This window comes from Pseudanabaena sp. 'Roaring Creek', assembly GCF_001402795.1.
In the GTDB taxonomy this organism is placed as follows: domain Bacteria; phylum Cyanobacteriota; class Cyanobacteriia; order Pseudanabaenales; family Pseudanabaenaceae; genus Pseudanabaena.
The window spans coordinates 1-19,980 of record NZ_LIRE01000763.1 but is presented as its reverse complement, the minus strand read 5'-3'; the positions used below and the strand labels follow the sequence as shown (position 1 = coordinate 19,980).

Here is a 19,980-nt window from a genome sequence, read left to right as displayed (position 1 = left end):
TTTTTTATCCGCAAGAGCATAAGGGGTTTAATACCAAAACACAAAATGGCTATGCCATTTTGTGTTTTTAAAACCCTTACTGGGTTTGGTTTTCAATTCCCAAAAGTGTAGCCACACTTTTGGGAATTGGTATAAAATCACAAAATGGCTATGCCATTTTGTGATTTAGTATTACTCCCTTCCCACCAAAGCAATAGACATACAAAACCAAGAATTAGCGTTGCGGAGCTTTGCGCCGTAACGTCTAAACCAAAAGGCGCTTTGCGCCGCAACCTCTAAACTAAAAGGCGCTTTGCGCCGTAACGTCTAAACCAAAAGGCGCTTCGCGCCGCAACGTCCAATTTTTCACTGGGAAGGGAGTATGAATGAGATCGAGCGAATTTTATTAGTGACGGATTTGGACAATACCCTTGTGGGTGACGATCATGCCACTCAAAAACTAAACCAGATCCTCTACCAGCATCGCCAGCATTGCCTATTAGTTTATGCGACTGGTCGCTCCTATGGCTCAGCGCAGCAGTTAAAGCTGGAACGAGAATTAATCGAACCAAACTATTGGGTGACAGGCGTTGGCTCAGAGATATATTGCGGGAAGAGTCTAGATCTTGATTGGGCAAGGCATATCGGCGCAGATTGGCAAAGAGAGGCGATCGCTAAACTGATTGGCGAGCGCTTTCCCGAACTACAACTACAATCGCCAAAAGAGCAGAATCCTTGGAAAATGAGTTTTCATCTGCTCGGTGCGGCTAGCGCGATCGCTAAACTGATTGCGAATTTGCGAAGCGCAAACTTAAAAGCTCAGGTTGTTTTCAGCAGTAATATTGATGTTGATATTTTGCCTGTGAATGCCCATAAAGGATATGCCGTGCAATATCTGCAACAAAGGCTCGGTATTACTAATGCGAGAACCTTGGTATGTGGTGATTCGGGCAATGATATTAGTATGTTTCAACAGCCAGCACTTGGGGTAATTGTTAACAACGCCCAGCTTGAGTTAATTGAATGGTATGCAGCCCATGCGAACGCAGAACGTCATTACTTTGCGAAGAATGCCTATGCTGCTGGTATTTTAGAAGCCTTACAAAAATTTAATTTGCTCGATGGATTATACCAATTCACGAAAGTGTGACAACACTTTCGTATAGCTGCCGCCAACTGTATTAGGACATAAAGCGCCAAAGAGAGTTGCCGCGCGGAGCGCGGCAACTCTCTTTGGCGCTTTGATTTTATCAGCTATAAATTAAAAACAAAACCAGAGAGCATACCGCCCGCTACGCGGGCGGTATGCTCTTCTAGGCGTAGCTACTTAGTAACACTTTGCAAAATTGCGACAGCCTCTTCTTGCTTGCCATCCCAAGCCCACATGAGGGCAGTCCAGCCATTGCGATCCTGCGCGTTGAGTCTTGCCCCTGCGGCGATAAGCGATCGCACAATTTCACCATGCCCCTGCCCCGATGCCCACATGAGTGGAGTCCAGCCATACTTATTGCGTGTATTGGGATTTGCCCCTGACACTAATAAAATCCGAACGATCTCCGTATGCCCGTTCATCGCCGCCCATAGCAAAGGTGTCCAACCATATTCATCGCGGACATTGACATCGGTTGCTTGGGAAATTAGCGATCGTACTTCCTTGAGATTTCCCTTTTGACTGGCGATTAATAATTGAGCGTTGCGGTTTTGTTTTTCTTCTTGCTTAACTTGTCTGGTTTCCTTAACTTGGTTGTTAGGTTCATTAAGCAAATTATTTTTAGGAAACTCGATCGCGTATATATCGTTGCTAAAACTGAGAACTAAGCCAAAAGCTAATAAAAAATTTGAGGTTCTTAAAAAAGAATTCATAGACTTACCCGCATCTCAAGATTTTCTTAGAGTCTATGAATTTGTGAGGGGATCGACTAGCGCAATTCTGCGGAAGTTATCCCAAGTTAAGAAATGGCGTAGCCATTTCTTAACTTGGGATTACGTCAAGGCTGCGATAAGTGCGACCTTATCTCCATGCGGGGCATTCCGAATCGAGTGCTAAAGTGAGTATTAGTCATTTTTTAGTAATTTTTTAATCTCCATCTCAACCAATGAATAATCAAGTCGATATTACTAACTTAGAAGAGTTACCGCCTAAACTCCCCTTACTCCAAATGTTTCGGATCGGTCTATTTCAGATGGGTTTAGGGATTATGTCCTTGTTGGTTGCAGGGTTACTGAACCGACTGATGATTAATGAACTGACCATTCCTGCCACCCTTACCGCAGGATTTATTGCCATGCCCCTATTTGTGTCGCCTTCTCGCATCTGGTTTGGACAGACTTCCGATGCCAAGACTATTTTTGGAACACATCGTTCGGGTTATGTCTGGGTTGGGGCAGTAGTATTTGCGATCGTCGGATTTTTAACGACACAGGTCATGTGGGAATTAGGACGCAGTGTCCATGAGATTGGATGGAATGGAATTACCTATGCATGGGCAGTTTTTCTGGCGGTCATGTTTGCTCTTTATGGCATGGCAATTAGCTTTAGCTCCACTCCCTTTGCGGCTTTATTAGTGGATGTTTCTGATGAGGAAGAACGCTCCAAATTAGTGGGGATCGTTTGGTCGATGCTGATGGTCGGCATTGTCATTGGCGCGATCGCTGTTTCCAAACTGCTTCCCTGCACGGGAGCCCCACCCAACGAAATTTCAATTTATGCCAATGGCGATCGCCTTGCTCAGTTACAAAAAGCGGTTAATTCGGTATTTGTGATTGTTCCTTCGGCGGTGGTCGCTCTATCCGTTGCTGCTACCTATGGCATTGAGCAAAAATATTCCCGCTATAAGTTGCGCGTTGCGGAAAATCATATTCTTAATGGAACTAATGCCGAAGACAAGCTCAGTCTTGCTAGAGCCTTAAAAGTATTAACGGCGAGTAAACAAACGGGTTTATTCTTCTCATTCTTACTGATGATGACTATTGGTATTTTCATGCAGGATGCCATTATGGAACCCTTTGGCGGCGCAGTATTTGGTATGAGTATTTGTGCGACTACACAACTTAATGCTGCTTTTGGGATGGGTACTCTGATTGGCTTGAGTTCTTCGGGTTTTTTAATCGTTCCCAAGCTAGGCAAAGAAAATTCCACGAGATTAGGTTGCTATCTAGTAGCAGCAAGTTGCGCTCTATTACTAATATCTGGATTTGTCCAAAAAACATGGGCTTTGCAAGTTTCCCTAGCGCTTTTTGGTTTTGCTTCGGGAATTACCACTTCAGGGGCATTAAGTTTAATGCTAGACCTCACGGCCGCAGAGACGGCAGGAACTTTTGTCGGTGCTTGGGGATTATCTCAAGCGATCGCTAGAGGGCTTGCCACAGTCGCAGGTGGAGTAGTATTAGATATTGGGAAGAAACTATTTAGTGATTCTAATACGGTCGCCTATAGCTTTGTATTTGTCTGTGAAGCTGCGGTGATGATCTGCGCCGTAGTTTTATTGAGTCGGGTGAATGTACAGGAATTTCGCACCGATGCCAAACAGGCGATCGCGACAGTATTTGCCAACGAAATCGATTAATAGAATTACCGCGCCTTTGGCGCGGTAATTCTATGCTCCAAACCCACCAAGAGAATTAAAGTTAGCCGCACTCTGACTCGCTCGCATTGCCGATTGCGAAAAGACTTGAAAGGCTTTCCTGATTTCAGCATCGCTATTCGCAGGTGTGAGAATCCATTCATCACGGATGCCCATTTCCTTGAAAACTTTCCGAAAATCCGTGGAGTTATCATCTATGCCCATTGCGGCAATAATGTGATTTTCCATGCGCAACATATCGTGGGCGATCGCGGCAACATCCTTTGCTGAATGGCGGATCGAACCACAATCGTCCCCATCGGTAATAATTAGGGTCACAGTGCGAACGGGCACACCATTATCCGAAAATTCCTGCGCCTTTGCCAAGACAGTCCCCAATAGTACTACCGTCTGATCGTAAAGTGGCGTGCCTTTATTGGGATCGTAATTTTTAGTATCCATGCGAATAGCTTGAGCGATCGGGCAGTAGGGATAGAGAACTGTTCCATTCAGATAGCGATTGTGAATCAGAATGTTATCTTGTTGCTGTGAGGAGGTCAGTGCATCGATGACAGAGTTATGTCCGCCCCGCACGGCTTGAGCATTACCCGCATATTGAATCGAGCCTGAGTCATCGGGCATGACTGTTACTAATACGACTTCGCTGGACATCACATCATCCACATGGATGCCAAGCCCCGCTTGGATTTGTGCGCCGAGGTCATAAACTGTCAATGCTTGCAAAGATTCATTGGAAAGGGTTCCGTCATCTAGGGCGGATTGGAAGAGATCGTTGATGTTGGTCATTTTAATTGGTAATTAGTAATTGGTAATTGGTAATTGGCTTTTAGTCTTTAGTTTTGGGTTTATACCAATTCACTGAAGTGAGGCAACTCTTCATTGAATTAAAAACCAAACCCAGTAAGGGTTTTAGATTCCCAAAATGGCAACGCCATTTTGGGAATTGGTATTATTGATGATTGGGGGAAGTTTTTTCTCTTTTCTTGAACTTAGTTTGATAGCCAACGTTCGAGAAAGTTTTTCTTGGCTTGAATGGATTCCAAATATTCTCTGAGCAAGCGTTCGATCAATTCTGAACTGGTGGTGTTCTCTTTGGCAAGAATTGCCACCAGATATCTTTCTGTCTCATCATCAAGATTAATGCTCACCATTAAAGTTTCTCCTAAAGAATTGGAGTTTATGCAAGATTAAGATCTGTCCAAGATTCCATTGCAGTCGTGGATTTCACCAAATGCATCCCTGCATCGGCAAAGCGTTGAAATGCTGCATCGGCTTGATCGGTATAGTCCACAACATTAGGAACGACTACGGGTGAAGTGCAATCTTCGAGCAGATAGACCTTTTTGGCTAGTTTTGGATCATGGGCGAGAATTTCACTGAGTAAGTCTTGAATTGTCCATGCTACGCAATGGCTCTTGGCTTGCCCCGCAATGATTACGGCATCAAATTCCAGTAGCCTTTGCAAAAAGCGCGTATTCTTTTGGGCGATCGGTCTGCCATCGGCTCCATCCATTACTTCGGGACGCAAGACAGAATAGTTCTCCGTGAGAGGATTGCCGCCTTTAATTTCAAAGTTAGTCTGGCTATGCCTTGCGATATTATGGAAAAACATGGCTTCCTCGACAGAAGAAACTAGCGCGTGACCGATACCGCCGAGCATGGAGTGATATGCCCAAACCGTAAGCGGGAACTTGCCTTCATCGCTGAGTTTCTGGACATAATGCAAGGCGTGGCGCTGGATTGCCATGTAGTTACCCTTGGCGAGACTATAGGCGATCGCTGGATTTACTTTCCACTTTCCTTGCTGGACATCTTCTAGAGTAATGGAAGTGGCATTGGGAATGGGATGTTCACCTGCGTCATTTACCCAAAAGATAGGATGGAAGATTTGCATGGCGGTATGGGTATCCATCGTGGGTGCAATTTCGCTGATGTGGTGCAGGTTGCGATAGATAAATTCACACAAGCGTACGTTATCCTCGATCGCACCAGTCCCAGATCGTCCACCGACAAATAGCTCATGGTCAGGAATACAAAAGGTATTCTGCACATCGATCGCCATCAAACAAATTTTCTTGCGATCCTTAGCGGCAGGTACGATGCCATGCTGTTTCGCCCATGCCTCGGCTTGATTTGCCCGATCTTGATAGGGAACGCGCCATACCGATCCGACTTTGTGGCGATCAAAAAAGGCAGGAATAGGAAGTTGGGTTTGAATAGTCATGATTAGAGTTCTCCAGTTTTAAAACTTTAGGCAAGAACGTTTACAAAAGGTTGATTGCGATAGCGGCGATATACTTGGAAGTCTTTGTCGAAAGTGGCGATCGCAGGAATATCTAGCCTTTCGGAAACAGCAATTAGCGATAAATCAGCGAAGTCAGCCCTACGATCAGCATATTTCTCATTCAGTTCAGCGATTCTACTAAAGTCCCAAAGTGTGAGTGATTGATGGATGTAGACTTCAGTTATCAGATCCTCTAAAAACTCATTTTGAGCGCGATAATCAAAATTTAGTAGCCAGATAGTTTCAGTAATGCAGGCTGTTGTTGTAATCAGTTGGCTTGTACATTTTAGAAAGAATTCATATACTAAGGAATGGTTACTATCTCTTTTGTTATAGAAAGAAACAAAGGCGCAGCTATCAACAAGAATCGATGGATAATTCATGATTGCTCCGATATTCTCTTGTGCTTGTTCTGAATCTGTTCAGCAATAATTGCTTTACGAACATCTCGATCCGAAAGATCGGGACGACCTTCCGCAAAATATCGAGGTCTACCACGCTGTTGCTCTGCTTCCTGCAACTTTTGCATAACTGTTTTAGGTTTACTGGGTTGTTGCAAGCGATCTCGAACTAATTGCTTGATCAATTCTTCAGGAGTGATCTGCTGCTGTGATGAAAGCTCATCAAGATCACGGCTAGTTTCTTCATCCAATTGAATTGTTCTCATTTTATTTTTCCTGAATTTGCAATGATTTTAACGTGATTTTACTGAAATGCTAGGGATAGAATACCCAGAATTTTGTCGATGTTGCTGAGTTGATACTCAGTTAAATCAATTTCCACTAGGCGATCGCTTAAGCGTAAAAACTTCCAATCATTGCCAGTAGTAGCGGCTCCATAGATGACAGAAATATCATTTTGGTGCTGTTGATTAAAGAGTTTGGCTGCCCACATTTCGGCAATACATTGTCCTAATGCTCCATTGATATTTTCCTTTTTGGCTTCAACTACAACGACTACAGGGGCTTTGAGCATTAGTTGTGAAGGCGATCGGCTTAATAAAAAATCACAAACGCCATTTAATCCCGAATCGCGACCAACGTTTAGTTCTACACCTGAGAATAAACTCGCTTTGTCTAAGTGTTTTTTGCGAACTTCTACTAAAATAGGCGCAATAATTAATTCCGATCGCGCTTTTTCAGTATTCATTGCTAGTGCTAGAGGAACAAACTCTTTGAGAAGTTGGCTAAGAAATTCACTAGCTTCTGCTAAAGGAGTATCGTTTAGTAAATTGGCACGTTCAGTAATTGTGAGGTCAAAGGCTATCTGAACTGATTCTAGAGTAAATTCGCTATAAGACATAATTTTCAAGGAAGAAGTAGAAAGGAAAAAGGAAAAATCTGGTGTTAGGACAATTGTAGCTGCAAAATCTTTTGGGCATGAATCACATAGATACCTTGAGAGCCGACAATGAGAGAACAGCCGCTATCGACATAGGGTTCGGTTTCGGGGAAAGTTTTGGTAATCATAATCTGTCCATTGTTTACCTCGACTCTAGAGATACCTTCGTCAGTGGGAACGAATAGCCAATTAGCGATCGCACTGCCTCCATGAATATTCGTCAACCATGCAAGATCGCCTTTTTGAACAGCGCGAGTTGCCAATAATTCACCATTTGGACGCAATACGGAAACTCGATGGATAATGTTGCCTTGCTCTTGGGTGATGGTAAAGAACCAGCAGAGTTCATTACTAAAGATGCAATTTGCATCGATTAACTCTCCTTGAATTAGGGGGATATTCAGGCGATCGCATATTCCTGACCTCTTAGCATCAAAGGTAAAAGCGACACAAATTGAGCCTGCGCGATAAAAGCCAAACCCGAAGGTTTCCCCAATCCAGAATTGCGTTTGTCCTTCGAGAATATCGCCAATATATTCATTCCCTAATTTACCATCATGCAGTAATTGCCCTTGATCAATCCAATAGCGAGAAAAGGAATTAGCCCGAATTAGATCGGCGGCGATCGCTTGCGTTTGTCCTTGAGTGAGAGTAAGTGCTTTGCCTTGTTTGGTAATGATTGTGGACTTACCAAAGATGGCGAATTGAATATTAGCATCGAGTTCTCCTGACAATAAAACTGCGTTGTCTTCGCGTTTAAATTCGTGGTTAATATGATAGAGATAATTAAGAGAATTGTTTTGTAAAGCGACTTGCAGAATTACGCCTTCGGTTTGGAATATATGGAGAACCTTACACTTGCCTTCATCTCCTGCTCCTCTGGCAGTGGTAGAGGGAACAATCGCAATTAAAGGCGTACAAATTGGGCAAGTAGTTCTTAAATGTTCGATGCCGCATTGATGGCATTTAGTCCAATGCATTGATTCGAGCAAAGATAGGGGGAAAGTACTACGCCAATCTTTTTCAAAGCAATGATGGAAATGTTGTAATAAATCATCGGATAGAACTTGGTAAGGAATTGCGGGTTTGGGATAGCGGACATCGGGATGAAATATAGTTATTCTTTGCAGTGGTCTGGCACTGTGGGGAATCATTGCTGTTGGCGATTTGGGCTTGTATACACCGCCATAGGGATCGACATAGAGTAGGCTCTGCATCAGCATCACCGTGAAGGCATACCAATCGGATTCGGGATTATATGGACTGTTCAGAATTGGCTGATTGGCGCTGCGATCGCACAGGATCGGATCGACAAATCGCGCTGTAAACACCTGACAGAGAAACTGTTCAAACTGAAAGGAATCCGCATCAATGAGGTTAACTTGATTTTGCGAAACTAATAGATTCAAATCATTGAAATCACCAATCGTGACATTGGCTTGATGGATTTTCAGAACTGTCTTATGCAAGTCGCGAAATAAGTTAGTCACTAATTGCTGCGAGAGCCCGTTGGTGCTGCGATAATTGCGATCGCTATATTTCAAAAGCGGTACGGTATTTTGCAAAAAGGGCATCGCATAGCCCAATATCATTCCCTGTTTATCTGTGGCTAAAGTTTCAGGTTTAATCACCCTCGCAGGTAAATTTTGTGGAAAAGCAGGTAATTTTTGTTGATGGATTGATAATCTCGCTTGAGCCGCTAATTGTTCTTGTGGAAGCAATTGATAATCGGGATGATCGGCAGTTTTGAATAGTTTGAGAACCTTACCATTCTTTAAGTCATAGATATCTGCCTCGCCACCCTTGCCGATCGCATTTTTTGGATTAACTTTAATCCGTTTTTGATTGAGGTAGACTTCCATGAGGTTGCTCCAATGCTTTATGGCAATTGATAAACTTTTCTAAACTCAGTCACCGTATGACGAATGCGCCGATCTAACTTTTTCCATACTGGTTTAGCGATCGCTTCAGGAACACCACCATAAAAGGCTTCAGCGATACTGCCTGTGATACAAGCGATCGTGTCACTGTCACCACCAAGAGATACAGCATTGCGAATCGCATCTTCAAAATCCGTTGATTCTAAAAAGGCGATAATCGCTTCAGGAACACTTTTCTGACAGGAAACCTCAAATTTATAATTGGGGCGAATTTCGTCTATAGTACGATGCAGATTGTAATGAAAATTTTGCTCGATATAAGCTTGAATTTCTACTTTGGTTTTGCCCTGACGCGCCAAGAAAATTGCTGCTGCTGTTGCCTGTCCGCCTTTAATTCCTTCAGGATGATTATGTGTTACTGCCGTACAGCGCTCCGCTTCCTTGAGAACATCTTCGAGATTGTTGTATGCCCATGCGATCGGGCTGACGCGCATTGCTGCACCATTACCCCAACTGTTATATCCTTCTTTCCGATTACTCATTGCCCAGCAAGTAAATCTCTGTCCAAAACCTGCTAAGGGATAGCGCCAAAAGCATTTTTTGAAGTTGCCAGTATAGCTGGTTCCCGTAAGAAGGGATTTTGCCACGGCATAGGTAAGAACAGTATCATCACTAAAATGACTACCAAAGGAGAATAGTTTGAAGTCCTTACGCTTCATCGGCACTACTTCATAAATCGAACCGATAATATCACCAGCGATCGCACCTAACATAAGTCATACCTCGTTCTAAATTCTTCAACCACTTGACGAACTTTCGGCGTGAGGTAAGTAAAGACCTTTTCGGCGATCGCTTTTGGTACACCACCATAATAGGCTTCGGCTATGGCTCCTGTAATACAAGTGAGCGTATCACTATCACCACCCAAGGAAATTGCATTCCGAATTGCATCTTCAAAATCGGTTGATTCTAGAAATGCGGTGATAGCCTGTGGAACAGTTCCTTGGCAAGATACATCAAATTTGTAAGTTGGACGAATCTCATCCAAGGTGCGACTCAAATCATATCCAAAGGAATTGACTATTTCTGTCTTAATTTGCTCTTTACTGTGACCTTGGCGTGCCATGAAGACTGTGATTGCCGTTGCTTGTGCACCTTTAACCCCCTCAGGATGGTTATGTGTAACTTCAGCAGAACACTGAGCTTCATGCATGACAGTCTCTCTATCTGCATAAGCGAATCCAATGGGACTAACCCTCATCGCCGAGCCATTTCCCCAACTATTGTATGGTTCCATTGCTTCTGAGTTCATCCATTCAATGAATCTTCCACCATATCCTCTTGTGGGATAAAGCCGAGCATAGGTTTTGATGTATTCAGCATAGCTACCTTGATGCATTAAGCAATCCGCTACCGCTACAGTTAAAACCGTGTCATCAGTAAATCGGCATCCTTCACTAAAAAGCGGGAAGTCTTTGGATCGGTGATTGGAGATTTCGTAAATCGAGCCGATAATATCACCAGCGATCGCGCCTAACATAAGTCATACCTCTTTTTTCTAATCACTACCAAACTCGTATCATCTGACAAAACACCTGATCGCTTAGTTAACTCTTTTCTATGCCAATCAGGTTTGACTTCTTCGCGATTGAGCATCGCTAATTTGCGTCGTATGGCATCGGGATTTTTGAAATAGCGATCTTCTTGCCAAAATTGATTGATATTTTCAACTTGTACTAGATCGCTAATTCCATCAGTGGCAATGAGAAGAGATTCTAGTTCTGATGTGGGTAAGCGATCGCGTATTTCAAAATTTATTGCTTCGGGTTTGTACAGCCCGTAAGCTAGATAGGGAGGAGCATTATTGGGATAGGGAGAGATTTGCTTGAATTTGCCATTGATCGCGATCGCACCATCGCCCATAGAGAAAGTGACGGTTTCGCGAGGCGTAATTAATGCACCCACAATTGTAAATAACAGATAATCATTCACAAATTGCATATCAGCATTAGCAATCGATCCAATATCTTGTAATTTCCGCAATAAATGGAGCTTAAGGAGATGCCAAAAGTCAGGATCGATTTCTAAATCTTGATTGTCCTCTGGGCTGAGCAGATCGGCGATCGCATTAATCACCAGATTTGTGCCTAACTTTGCGCCAACTTCGCTATGTTTACCACTGCCGCAGCCATCGCACACCACCGCAGTTATAAATTTTTCTTGTTTAACGATTTGATAAGCATCTTGATTGTTTTTGCCAGCAAGAACATGGTTACGCCCGATGATGGAACCGCTGGCATATTCAAATTGATTGGTTAAATCCTGACCAAAGGATTCAGAAATATCTAGCGATCGCTCATCGAGAATACCTACTTGTTCTTGCATCGCGATATAGTGTATAAACCACACAAACTAATATAGTGTTATTTTTACACTATGTCAACTATGACTGGCAAAGTTTCTGCATAGCAGAAACTTTGCCCACCCCAAACCTATGTCACATACCTACGAATACCCCCGACCTGCCCTCACTGTTGATTGCATTGTATTTGGACTTGATATGCAGCAAGAACTTAAGGTTATGCTCATTCAGCGCGATATTCCTCCATTTCAAGGGAAATGGGCGATCCCTGGGGGATTTGTGCGTATGGATGAGACCCTTGAGGAGGCTGCTTTGCGTGAACTGCAAGAAGAAACGGGAATTCATGATGTTTTTCTGGAGCAGCTTTATACCTTTGGCAACTTAGATCGCGATCCCCGCGATCGCACGGTCACGGTTGCCTATTACGCCCTGATTGATCTTTGCGAGCAGCAAATTAAAGCAGCAACCGATGCAAGGGATGCAAATTGGTTTTCGATCGATCGCATCCCGCCCCTTGCCTTTGACCATAATGAGATTCTGCAAATAGCGATCGCGAGACTGCGGGGCAAAATTCGTTACGAACCGATCGGATTTGAGCTATTGCCGACGCAATTCACCCTTTCCCAACTCCAAAAACTTTACGAAACTGTACTAGCTCGATCTTTAGATAAGCGTAATTTTCGCAAAAAAATCTTGAATATGGACTTGCTGATTGACACAGGGGAAATCGAGAAAGGTGTTTCTCACCGTGCCGCAAAACTATATCAATTTGATGAGGATAAATACTTACAACTAAAACAAAATGGGTTTAACTTTGAAATCTAACCCCGAAATCTCGTCCCAGAAAGCAGTGCCAAAGCGTCGAACCATTTCGGCTCTTTTTTTGCTCTTTTTTTGTTCTTTCTTTGCTCTTTCTTAATGATGCGATCGCCAAATTAGCGATCACAAACTGAACATTACCATTACGATGTATAGGTAAATGTAGTAGTAATCTACTTGCTAGCTCTCCTCTAGCCCATCTCTGAGCCAAACTCTATGTATAAAAGGGAACTCAAGCTTCCGAGTCAATGTACAAACAATTTCTATGATGGATCGCTGTACGATCTTGTTTTTCTAGACTTAGAATGGTGTCGCGATTTTCAAAAGAATGGATCGGTACAGAAAATATTTGGTTATACGCTTACCCGTATTTTAGAAGATAGCAACGAACAATATATCAAAATTCAATTTATTGAATCGAGCACTCAAGAAAAGCGGATAATTCAAGATATTTTAAATGACTTACATAGTTTGCAGGGAAAGTATTTTGTTGGTTACGGGCTTTCAACAAGCGATATGTTTTGTTTAAGGCAAAGAATTGATGCTTTAGACTTTATCCCTAAAGTAGATAATATTAGAATCCTCGACCTGCAAAGAACCAGTCAGCGCACCGATCTCAATCAAGGATTAAACAATCTATTTGCCTATTTAGGGATTCCTATCTATAAAAGAATTAAGGGATATTATGTTTTTCGTAATGGAATTAAAGTATTACGTAAGGAAAAGGGATATGAAACAATTCTTAATGAAATCTATGAGTATTGTTTAGAAGATGCCGAAAATTATTTTCATATTATTAGCAACTGGCAAACGCAATTTCCCTTAATCGATCGCCATAAGCACCAGACAATTAATCTTAAGATCGATCCGCGATCGGAACAACGCATCCGCTCGCGACAGGGAGCAGCCTTACAAAGACCTTCCCATTAGCAAAATATCCCTAGCCTAGTAATTTACCATTGTCAAAGTATGAATGTCGCATCCACAATAAAAGCTATTTTGCAAGAAAAGATCGGTGCAACCGTCGTTGAAATCGAAGATCGCAGCGATCTCCACAAACACCATCAAGGACGGATGAATGCACCTGTAGGTAGCGGTCATTACGATGCGATCGTTGTGGCTTCAGGCTTTACGGGCAAAACCATGATGCAGCAGCATCGAATGGTCTATGCTGCCTTAGAAGATCAAATGCAAACAACAATTCATGCGCTATCTCTTAAAACCTATACTCTTGAACAATGGAGTCAGCTCGATAATTAACACCAACACCTTGAATAATTAATTTGCGGGGATTTCGTAGGGGATAGCAATAATTAGATTTATAACTATGCCGAAAATCAATCGTCAAGCTGGACAGAATATCCGCGAACTAGCTTTAACTAGACGTATAAAATCCTCTGGGTATTTTATTTCTGCATTTTTTACATTTTTTCTAGCATTTTTAGTAATACTAAACTTTAGCTTTCCTCCAATTTTTTATTTATTTTTCATGGCTGTTGCTTTATTGTTAATCTTTAAGGGCACTTCGCTGTGGCAGAGAGCCAATCTTGCCGATCGGGGGGCTGAAGGTGAAGAAGATATTGCTCGATTGCTCGCTCAGCTAGAAAAAGATGGATGGCAAATTGAGTATGGTATTCGTCTGGGGAATACATTAAGCGATGTTGACATTTTTTGTGTTTCCCCAAGAGGAAAATTCTATGCTATCGATGTGAAATCCCATAAAGGTAGAGTTGTAGCCGATGGAGGAAAGCTATATAGGTATATGGGGAAGCACAAATATCACTTTGAGAAGGATTTTCTTGCACAAGTAATGAGGCAGGCTTTACAGGTAAGAAAGCATAAAGATTTAAATTTTGTGACTCCAATATTGGCATTTTCAAAGGCAAGCGTTGCAATTCAGTCTGGTAAATTGCAAAACGTATATGTAGTAGAAAAAGCAAAATTGATCTCACTTTTGCAATCTCTAGGTTAAAAGTAGAGAATGTACCAAATACATACTAAGTTTAAGAAATAATATTGCGGAAGATTGGTTAATGGAAAACAATATAGCCCCTACAAGCACCAACAAAGATGAAACCGATAAGGGTGGCAACCCGATCCTTTACAAGATGTTTAAGTGGATTGTAGTTAGACCGCTATTACACTTGTTTTATCAAGAGAAAATCTATGGGGCTGAAAATGTGCCCCTAACTAGCAATCTTATTGTGGTTAGTAACCATGCTAGTGACTTCGATCCGTTAATCGTTGGGAGTTGTATGGGTCGCCCTGTGGCATTTATGGCAAAGGAGGAGTTGTTTACCATCCCCGTGATCAGCCAAGCCATTCAAGCTTTTGGAGCTTATCCCGTCAAGCGGGGGGCAGGCGATCGCGCTGCCATTAGATCGGCGATCGATTCAATTAATAAGGGCTGGGCAACGGGGATTTTTTTGCAAGGTACAAGGACTCTGGATGGAAAGATCACCGATCCCAAGCTAGGGGCGGCGATGATTGCCGCTAAAACACAAGCGCCGTTTTTACCCGTAAGCGTTTGGGGAACGGAAACGATTTTTCCGAAGGGAGCAAAATTTCCAAAGTTATTTCAACCCGTCACCGTTAGAATCGGCGAGTTGATTCCCGCGCCTGATTCTAGCGATCGCGCTACCCTTGAAGCCTATACCCAAAAATGTGCGGATGCCATTAATGCCCTCCATGCCTTAGGTCGATAAAGCAGAAAATGGCGGCGCGAAGCGCCGCCATTTTCTGCTTGATAAAATCTAAAATGGCTACGCCATTTTGGGTTTTGGTATTAGTCGGGGGAATAGGCTAATAATGTGCCATTTTGCCCGATGACAAAACCGCGATCGTGGGAGAAGAAGTAAACCTGATAGAGGTTCGCGCCGACATTTGCCGCCGAGCGATCGCGCTTCCATGTCTTGCCACCATCTTCGCTATGGATCAAGCGGGAGCTACCACCCGAAATCCAAACATTATTTTCATCTTGATAGGCGAGATCCAATAGACCAAAGCCACCGCCTTCACGGGGAGTTTGCTTTTTCTCCCACTTGTCAAATTCGCCAACTTCACTAAACTGAACTTGACCGCCACGATTTAACATCCATAGACGGTTATCGGGGGTATAACCCATGTTCTGTACCCGACGGGAGCTATTGCGATTATGTTGAATCCAAGTTACATCCCCAGGTTGCCATGTTGAATAAAAATTACCATTTGCCGATATCGCAACATAACGACCATCGGCGCTACGGTTGAGATTGCGAGCATTACCTACGGCTTGCGTTACTAAAGCTTTCCAATTCTGTCCTGCATCTTGTGTCGAATAGATCGCCCCTAAATCTGTGACCATTTCCGCGGAGTTTTTACCTTGCGCGACGATCGCAAAGGGGTCGCCAGGCAACTTGGAGCTAAGTCCGATGCGCGACCAAGATTTACCGCCATCGGTGGTGTGGAGCAAGAGGGAGGGCTGTCCTGTAATCCACCCCTCTTTGCCAGAGAAACTAATGGATGAGAAGCGATAAATGCTGTCGCCGAGATCGAGTTTGCGCTCTTCCCAAGTTTTGCCACCGTCAATTGATTCGAGCAGGGTTGCCTCAGTACCAACTAACCAACCGTGATCGAGATCGTTTTTGTCAAACCAAAGATCGAGGGGTGTAATCGCCACTGGGAGATCGACCTTATGCCAATTGCCATGGTTGGCTGAGGCAATTGGCATTCCCATGCCCAATAATCCGCCGCAAATTAGGAATAGGCAGAGGGATAGAGAAGTAAGAAAGCGTTTTATGCTTTTATTCATAAAAATCTATAGAAAATTTGCAAATGAATTTGTAAGAAAATTTGTAAGAAACTATGCTAAAGGAGTGAATTAATCGAGGGCGTAAAGACTAATGAAGAAAATGACCGCTAGCGCCAGCGACCCAAAGATCAATAAATTTTTTTGTCCTGGGGTGAGTGTATTTACCCCAAATCCATAGCCTAGGTTTTCGGTAAAGCCAGAGGGTTTGGCAGCAACGCCAATATCGGCAAATGCTTTTTTCTTGGTATTGCAAACGGGACAACGCCAATCGTTAGGGATGTCTTCAAAGGCTGTGCCACTAGGAATATTTCGCTTAGCATCGCCTACGGATGGTTCGTATATGTAGCCACATACGCCACATTCATGACGATGTAGTTCCTCTTTTATATCTGGTATGTCTGGCGTATTTACTTCGGTATTTACTTCGGTATTGGCTTCTGTATCTACTTCAGTATTGGCTATTTCTATGTTTTCGGCTGCCGCATTGGTTAATTCGGGTTCCATAAATTTGATCGCCCGTAAAGCGATCGCTTGGTAATTCTGTTACAAATTATTACATCTTTTTGACATATCTTTCCCGACCTTGTGTTTCAAACAATCTTTGCCTTTATCGCCTGTATAGCTACAGTCACTTGAATGAGGAAAAATCAAACCCCAAGACTTGAATGGCGGCGCGAAGCGCCGCCATTCAAGTCTTGGGGTTTATGTCCTATATATACTTGGCGAAAGCTATATGAAACGAGGGCAATTGTCATACCAAAAGGGCTAATCCACCATCGTCAAAGCCCACAAATATTACGGCGATCGCATACACTAGTAACAAATCTTTACGCTACAAATATAAATCGCGCTCGAATGCCAGACCATACTCATATTCAAGTTAAGGGTGCAAGACAGCACAATCTTAAGAATGTCGATCTGACGATTCCGCGCGATCGCCTAATCGTGTTTACAGGTGTGTCTGGTTCGGGCAAGTCATCCCTCGCCTTTGACACAATATTTGCCGAGGGACAACGCCGCTATGTTGAGTCCCTGAGTGCCTATGCTCGACAGTTTCTCGGACAGGTCGATAAGCCCGATGTGGACTACATTGAGGGATTGAGTCCTGCGATTTCCATAGACCAAAAATCCACTTCCCATAATCCGCGCTCCACCGTCGGTACGGTTACCGAAATTTACGATTACCTGCGCTTGCTGTTTGGTCGCGCAGGTTCGCCGCATTGTCCCATTTGCGATCGCAATATAGCGCCACAGACCATCGATCGGATGGTGGACTCGATCATGGAATTAGGCGATCGTACGCGATTCCAATTACTAGCCCCCGTAATTCGCGGCAAAAAAGGAACCCACAAGAAGTTACTGGCGAGTTTGGCATCGGAAGGTTTCGGACGAGTGCGTATTGATGGAGAAGTCCGCGAACTTAGCGACAATATCGAACTGGATAAAAATAAACTCCATGATATTGAAATTGTCGTCGATCGCCTAATTCGCAAAGGTGATATCCAAGAAAGGCTGACCGATTCTCTCGCCACATGCTTGAAACGCGCCGAAGGAATTGCCATGGTAGAGATTCTCGATCGGACAGACTCCGATCGGGATCAAGGCAGCAACCTACTCACATTTTCCGAAAACTTTGCCTGTCCCGAACATGGCGCAGTCATGGAAGAACTCTCCCCAAGGATGTTCTCTTTTAACTCTCCCTATGGAGCTTGTCCTGCCTGTCATGGATTAGGTAGCATCAAAACCTTTAATCCCGAACTATTAGTTCCCGATCCCTCTCTGCCCGTTTATGCCGCGATCGCCCCTTGGGCAGACAAAACCCACACCTATTACATTTCCCTACTCGCAAGTGTCGGTGAATACGCAGGCTTTGAAATCACTACACCTTGGGAAAATCTATCCCAATCACAGATTGACATTATTCTCTATGGCACGACCGAAAAGATTTTAATTAAACCCGACTCACTTTATCGGGAGCGAACTGAGGGCTATTACAAGCGTTATGAAGGAGCAATCTCCATTCTCGAACAGCAGTATAAGGAAGCAGGCGAATCACAAAAACAGAAGCTAGAAAATTATCTAATCGAGCAGAACTGCTCGACCTGTGATGGAACTCGCCTCAAGCCTGAGTCCCTTGCCGTGCGGGTGGGTGGGTATAACATTGTGGAATTTGTCTCGGTTCCCATTGGCACTTGTCGCGATCGCCTCAAAAATTTAGAACTCGATGCGCGTACGCGACAAATTGGCGATCGGGTGTTACAGGAAATCGGAGCGAGATTACAATTCCTTCTCGATGTCGGCTTAGACTATCTCACCCTCGATCGCTCCACCATGTCCCTCTCTGGCGGCGAAGCTCAGCGCATCCGCTTAGCCACGCAAATTGGTTCGGGTTTAACGGGTGTACTTTACGTTCTCGACGAGCCGAGCATTGGACTGCACCAACGCGATAATTCCAGACTTCTGGCAACTCTAACAAAACTGCGCGATCTTGGAAATACATTGATCGTAGTCGAGCATGATGAGGAAACGATTCGGGCAGCGGATTATTTAGTCGATATCGGTCCTGGCGCGGGAGTGCATGGTGGGAGAGTTGTCGCCCAAGGCAGCGTCAAGGATATTGAGGAGCATCCCGAATCGCTTACAGGCGCTTACCTATCCAAAAAAAAGCAAATTTATACCCCTGCAGAACGACGTAAGGGCAATGGCAAATATCTGGAAATTTGCGATGCCCATCTCAATAATCTCCAACATATCAACGTCAAACTTCCCTTAGGAAAACTCGTTTGTATTACGGGTGTCTCAGGTTCGGGGAAATCCAGCCTCATCAATGACCTGCTCCATAATTCTCTCGACCATCATTTCTCCCGTAAAATCCCAGTTCCCATTGGTGTGGGAGAGGTGAAAGGACTTCAAGCCCTTGATAAATTCATCGTCATTGACCAATCGCCAATCGGACGTACCCCTCGTTCCAATCCCGCCACCTATACGGGGCTTTTTGATGTCATTCGGGAAACCTTTGCTCTGACCACTGCGGCGAAAACCAGAGGCTATAAAGCGGGACAATTTTCCTTTAATGTCAAGGGGGGGCGTTGCGAAGCCTGTTCGGGGCAGGGAGTAAATGTGATTTCGATGAACTTCTTGCCTGATGTCTATGTACAGTGTGATGTGTGTAAAGGAGCAAGGTACAATCGGGAAACTTTACAGGTTAAATACAAGGAAAAGACGATCGCTGATGTCCTTGATATGACCATCGAAGAATCGATGCACTTTTTTGAGAATATTCCCTCAGCACATACTAAATTGGGAATGCTGGTGGATGTGGGTTTGGGCTATGTCCGCTTAGGACAATCTGCCCCAACATTATCAGGTGGTGAAGCCCAACGGGTGAAACTGGCAACCGAACTAGCTCGCAGGGCTACGGGTAAAACTCTCTATCTCATCGATGAGCCTACTACGGGCTTAAGTTTCTATGACGTACATAAGCTACTGGATGTGATGCAACGTCTGGTGGATAAGGGTAATAGCATCATCACCATTGAGCATAATCTTGATGTGATTCGTTGTGCGGATTGGATCGTCGATCTCGGTCCCGAAGGTGGCGATCGCGGTGGTAAAATCATCGCCGAAGGAACGCCCGAACAGGTTGCTAAAGTCAAAAGTTCCTATACAGGCAAATATCTCAAGCAAGTTTTAGCAGAATATCCTCGCAGTATCTAGGTTGGGCACAAGTTTTGGGGTTTGATTCTCAGTCCTAAAACACTAAATAGGAAAGGGCAGCGCGAAGCGCTGCCCTTTCCTATTTAGAACTATAACTGCCGCCAACTGTATCAGGACATATAGATAATTCAAATAAAAACTACAGCTTCGACTTCGCTCAGCTAGCTTACACCGAGGGCTGAGCGAAGTCGAAGCCCGTCTACAAGTTATTTAAAACAACTATA

General features: G+C 43.8%; 21 protein-coding genes. 8 read left to right on the top strand and 13 right to left on the bottom strand.

The window, feature by feature from the left end:
* Window positions 1-361: 361 nt before the first annotated feature.
* Window positions 362-1,129 carry a sucrose-phosphate phosphatase gene (locus tag AC805_RS23845; RefSeq protein WP_055077717.1) on the top strand — a complete coding sequence of 256 codons (768 nt, stop codon included), beginning with the start codon at window positions 362-364 and terminating at the stop codon, window positions 1,127-1,129.
* Between the two features lie 173 nt (window positions 1,130-1,302).
* Here the strand turns inward: AC805_RS23845 and AC805_RS23840 are convergent, their stop codons facing one another.
* Window positions 1,303-1,842 carry an ankyrin repeat domain-containing protein gene (locus tag AC805_RS23840; RefSeq protein ID WP_082429630.1) on the bottom strand — a complete coding sequence of 180 codons (540 nt, stop codon included), beginning with the start codon at window positions 1,840-1,842 and terminating at the stop codon, window positions 1,303-1,305.
* A 233-nt stretch (window positions 1,843-2,075) separates the two neighbouring features.
* Here AC805_RS23840 and AC805_RS23835 point away from each other — a divergent pair, with 233 nt between their 5' ends.
* Window positions 2,076-3,545 (top strand): BCD family MFS transporter, encoded by a 1,470-nt coding sequence (locus AC805_RS23835; RefSeq protein WP_055077716.1) that lies wholly within the window; start codon window positions 2,076-2,078, stop codon window positions 3,543-3,545.
* 30 nt (window positions 3,546-3,575) lie between these two features.
* On the opposite strand, the gene AC805_RS23830 is transcribed toward AC805_RS23835, so the two are convergent.
* The 10 genes from AC805_RS23830 to AC805_RS23790 all read right to left on the bottom strand — a co-directional run bounded on the left by AC805_RS23830 (window position 3,576) and on the right by AC805_RS23790 (window position 11,453).
* Complete coding sequence (locus tag AC805_RS23830; RefSeq protein WP_055077715.1) at window positions 3,576-4,349, bottom strand: hypothetical protein; 774 nt, start codon at window positions 4,347-4,349, stop codon at window positions 3,576-3,578.
* 203 nt (window positions 4,350-4,552) lie between these two features.
* A complete protein-coding gene (locus tag AC805_RS25945) occupies window positions 4,553-4,714 on the bottom strand; it encodes a ribbon-helix-helix protein, CopG family (RefSeq protein WP_156341561.1) in 162 nt (53 codons plus the stop codon).
* Window positions 4,715-4,740: 26 nt separating this feature from the next.
* A complete protein-coding gene (locus AC805_RS23825; protein WP_055077714.1) occupies window positions 4,741-5,787 on the bottom strand; it encodes a hypothetical protein in 1,047 nt (348 codons plus the stop codon).
* Between the two features lie 26 nt (window positions 5,788-5,813).
* On the bottom strand, window positions 5,814-6,233 hold the full coding sequence (locus tag AC805_RS23820; protein WP_156341560.1) for a type II toxin-antitoxin system VapC family toxin: 420 nt from the start codon (window positions 6,231-6,233) through the stop codon (window positions 5,814-5,816).
* Entirely contained in the window at window positions 6,227-6,514 is a 288-nt protein-coding gene (locus tag AC805_RS23815) for a hypothetical protein (RefSeq protein ID WP_055077712.1), read from the bottom strand. The genes AC805_RS23820 and AC805_RS23815 overlap by 7 nt, the downstream gene beginning before the upstream one ends.
* Window positions 6,515-6,552: 38 nt before the next feature.
* Window positions 6,553-7,149 (bottom strand): hypothetical protein, encoded by a 597-nt coding sequence (locus AC805_RS23810; RefSeq protein WP_055077711.1) that lies wholly within the window; start codon window positions 7,147-7,149, stop codon window positions 6,553-6,555.
* 44 nt (window positions 7,150-7,193) lie between these two features.
* Window positions 7,194-9,050, bottom strand: a complete 1,857-nt coding sequence (locus AC805_RS23805) for a hypothetical protein (RefSeq protein ID WP_055077710.1) — start codon at window positions 9,048-9,050, stop codon at window positions 7,194-7,196.
* Window positions 9,051-9,067: 17 nt separating this feature from the next.
* On the bottom strand, window positions 9,068-9,841 hold the full coding sequence (locus AC805_RS23800) for an ADP-ribosylglycohydrolase family protein (protein ID WP_055077709.1): 774 nt from the start codon (window positions 9,839-9,841) through the stop codon (window positions 9,068-9,070).
* A complete protein-coding gene (locus AC805_RS23795) occupies window positions 9,835-10,608 on the bottom strand; it encodes an ADP-ribosylglycohydrolase family protein (protein ID WP_055077708.1) in 774 nt (257 codons plus the stop codon). Before AC805_RS23795 ends, AC805_RS23800 begins: the two co-directional genes overlap by 7 nt.
* Window positions 10,602-11,453: a protein phosphatase 2C domain-containing protein gene (locus tag AC805_RS23790; protein WP_055077707.1), complete on the bottom strand. Its 852-nt coding sequence runs from the start codon at window positions 11,451-11,453 to the stop codon at window positions 10,602-10,604. The genes AC805_RS23795 and AC805_RS23790 overlap by 7 nt, the downstream gene beginning before the upstream one ends.
* 109 nt (window positions 11,454-11,562) lie before the next feature.
* On the opposite strand from AC805_RS23790, the gene AC805_RS23785 reads away from it, so the two are divergent.
* The 5 genes from AC805_RS23785 (at window position 11,563) to AC805_RS23765 (ending at window position 14,954) form a co-directional block, all read left to right on the top strand.
* Entirely contained in the window at window positions 11,563-12,255 is a 693-nt protein-coding gene (locus tag AC805_RS23785; protein WP_055077706.1) for an NrtR DNA-binding winged helix domain-containing protein, read from the top strand.
* Window positions 12,256-12,465: 210 nt separating this feature from the next.
* Complete coding sequence (locus tag AC805_RS23780; protein ID WP_009626315.1) at window positions 12,466-13,179, top strand: ribonuclease H-like domain-containing protein; 714 nt, start codon at window positions 12,466-12,468, stop codon at window positions 13,177-13,179.
* 39 nt (window positions 13,180-13,218) lie between these two features.
* Window positions 13,219-13,509, top strand: coding sequence for a BolA family transcriptional regulator (locus tag AC805_RS23775; RefSeq protein WP_055077705.1), 291 nt, complete (start codon window positions 13,219-13,221; stop codon window positions 13,507-13,509).
* Between the two features lie 67 nt (window positions 13,510-13,576).
* A complete protein-coding gene (locus AC805_RS23770; protein WP_055077704.1) occupies window positions 13,577-14,221 on the top strand; it encodes a nuclease-related domain-containing protein in 645 nt (214 codons plus the stop codon).
* Between the two features lie 61 nt (window positions 14,222-14,282).
* Window positions 14,283-14,954: a 1-acyl-sn-glycerol-3-phosphate acyltransferase gene (locus tag AC805_RS23765; RefSeq protein WP_197278834.1), complete on the top strand. Its 672-nt coding sequence runs from the start codon at window positions 14,283-14,285 to the stop codon at window positions 14,952-14,954.
* 80 nt (window positions 14,955-15,034) lie between these two features.
* On the opposite strand, the gene AC805_RS23760 is transcribed toward AC805_RS23765, so the two are convergent.
* Both AC805_RS23760 and AC805_RS23755 read right to left on the bottom strand, forming a co-directional pair.
* Window positions 15,035-16,039 (bottom strand): photosynthesis system II assembly factor Ycf48, encoded by a 1,005-nt coding sequence (locus AC805_RS23760; protein ID WP_055077703.1) that lies wholly within the window; start codon window positions 16,037-16,039, stop codon window positions 15,035-15,037.
* Window positions 16,040-16,108: 69 nt separating this feature from the next.
* Window positions 16,109-16,543: a rubredoxin gene (locus AC805_RS23755; protein ID WP_156341559.1), complete on the bottom strand. Its 435-nt coding sequence runs from the start codon at window positions 16,541-16,543 to the stop codon at window positions 16,109-16,111.
* A gap of 351 nt (window positions 16,544-16,894) precedes the next feature.
* Between AC805_RS23755 and uvrA the strand changes: the two genes are divergently transcribed.
* Entirely contained in the window at window positions 16,895-19,756 is a 2,862-nt protein-coding gene (uvrA, locus tag AC805_RS23750) for an excinuclease ABC subunit UvrA (RefSeq protein WP_055077702.1), read from the top strand.
* The last annotated feature ends 224 nt before the right edge of the window (window positions 19,757-19,980 follow it).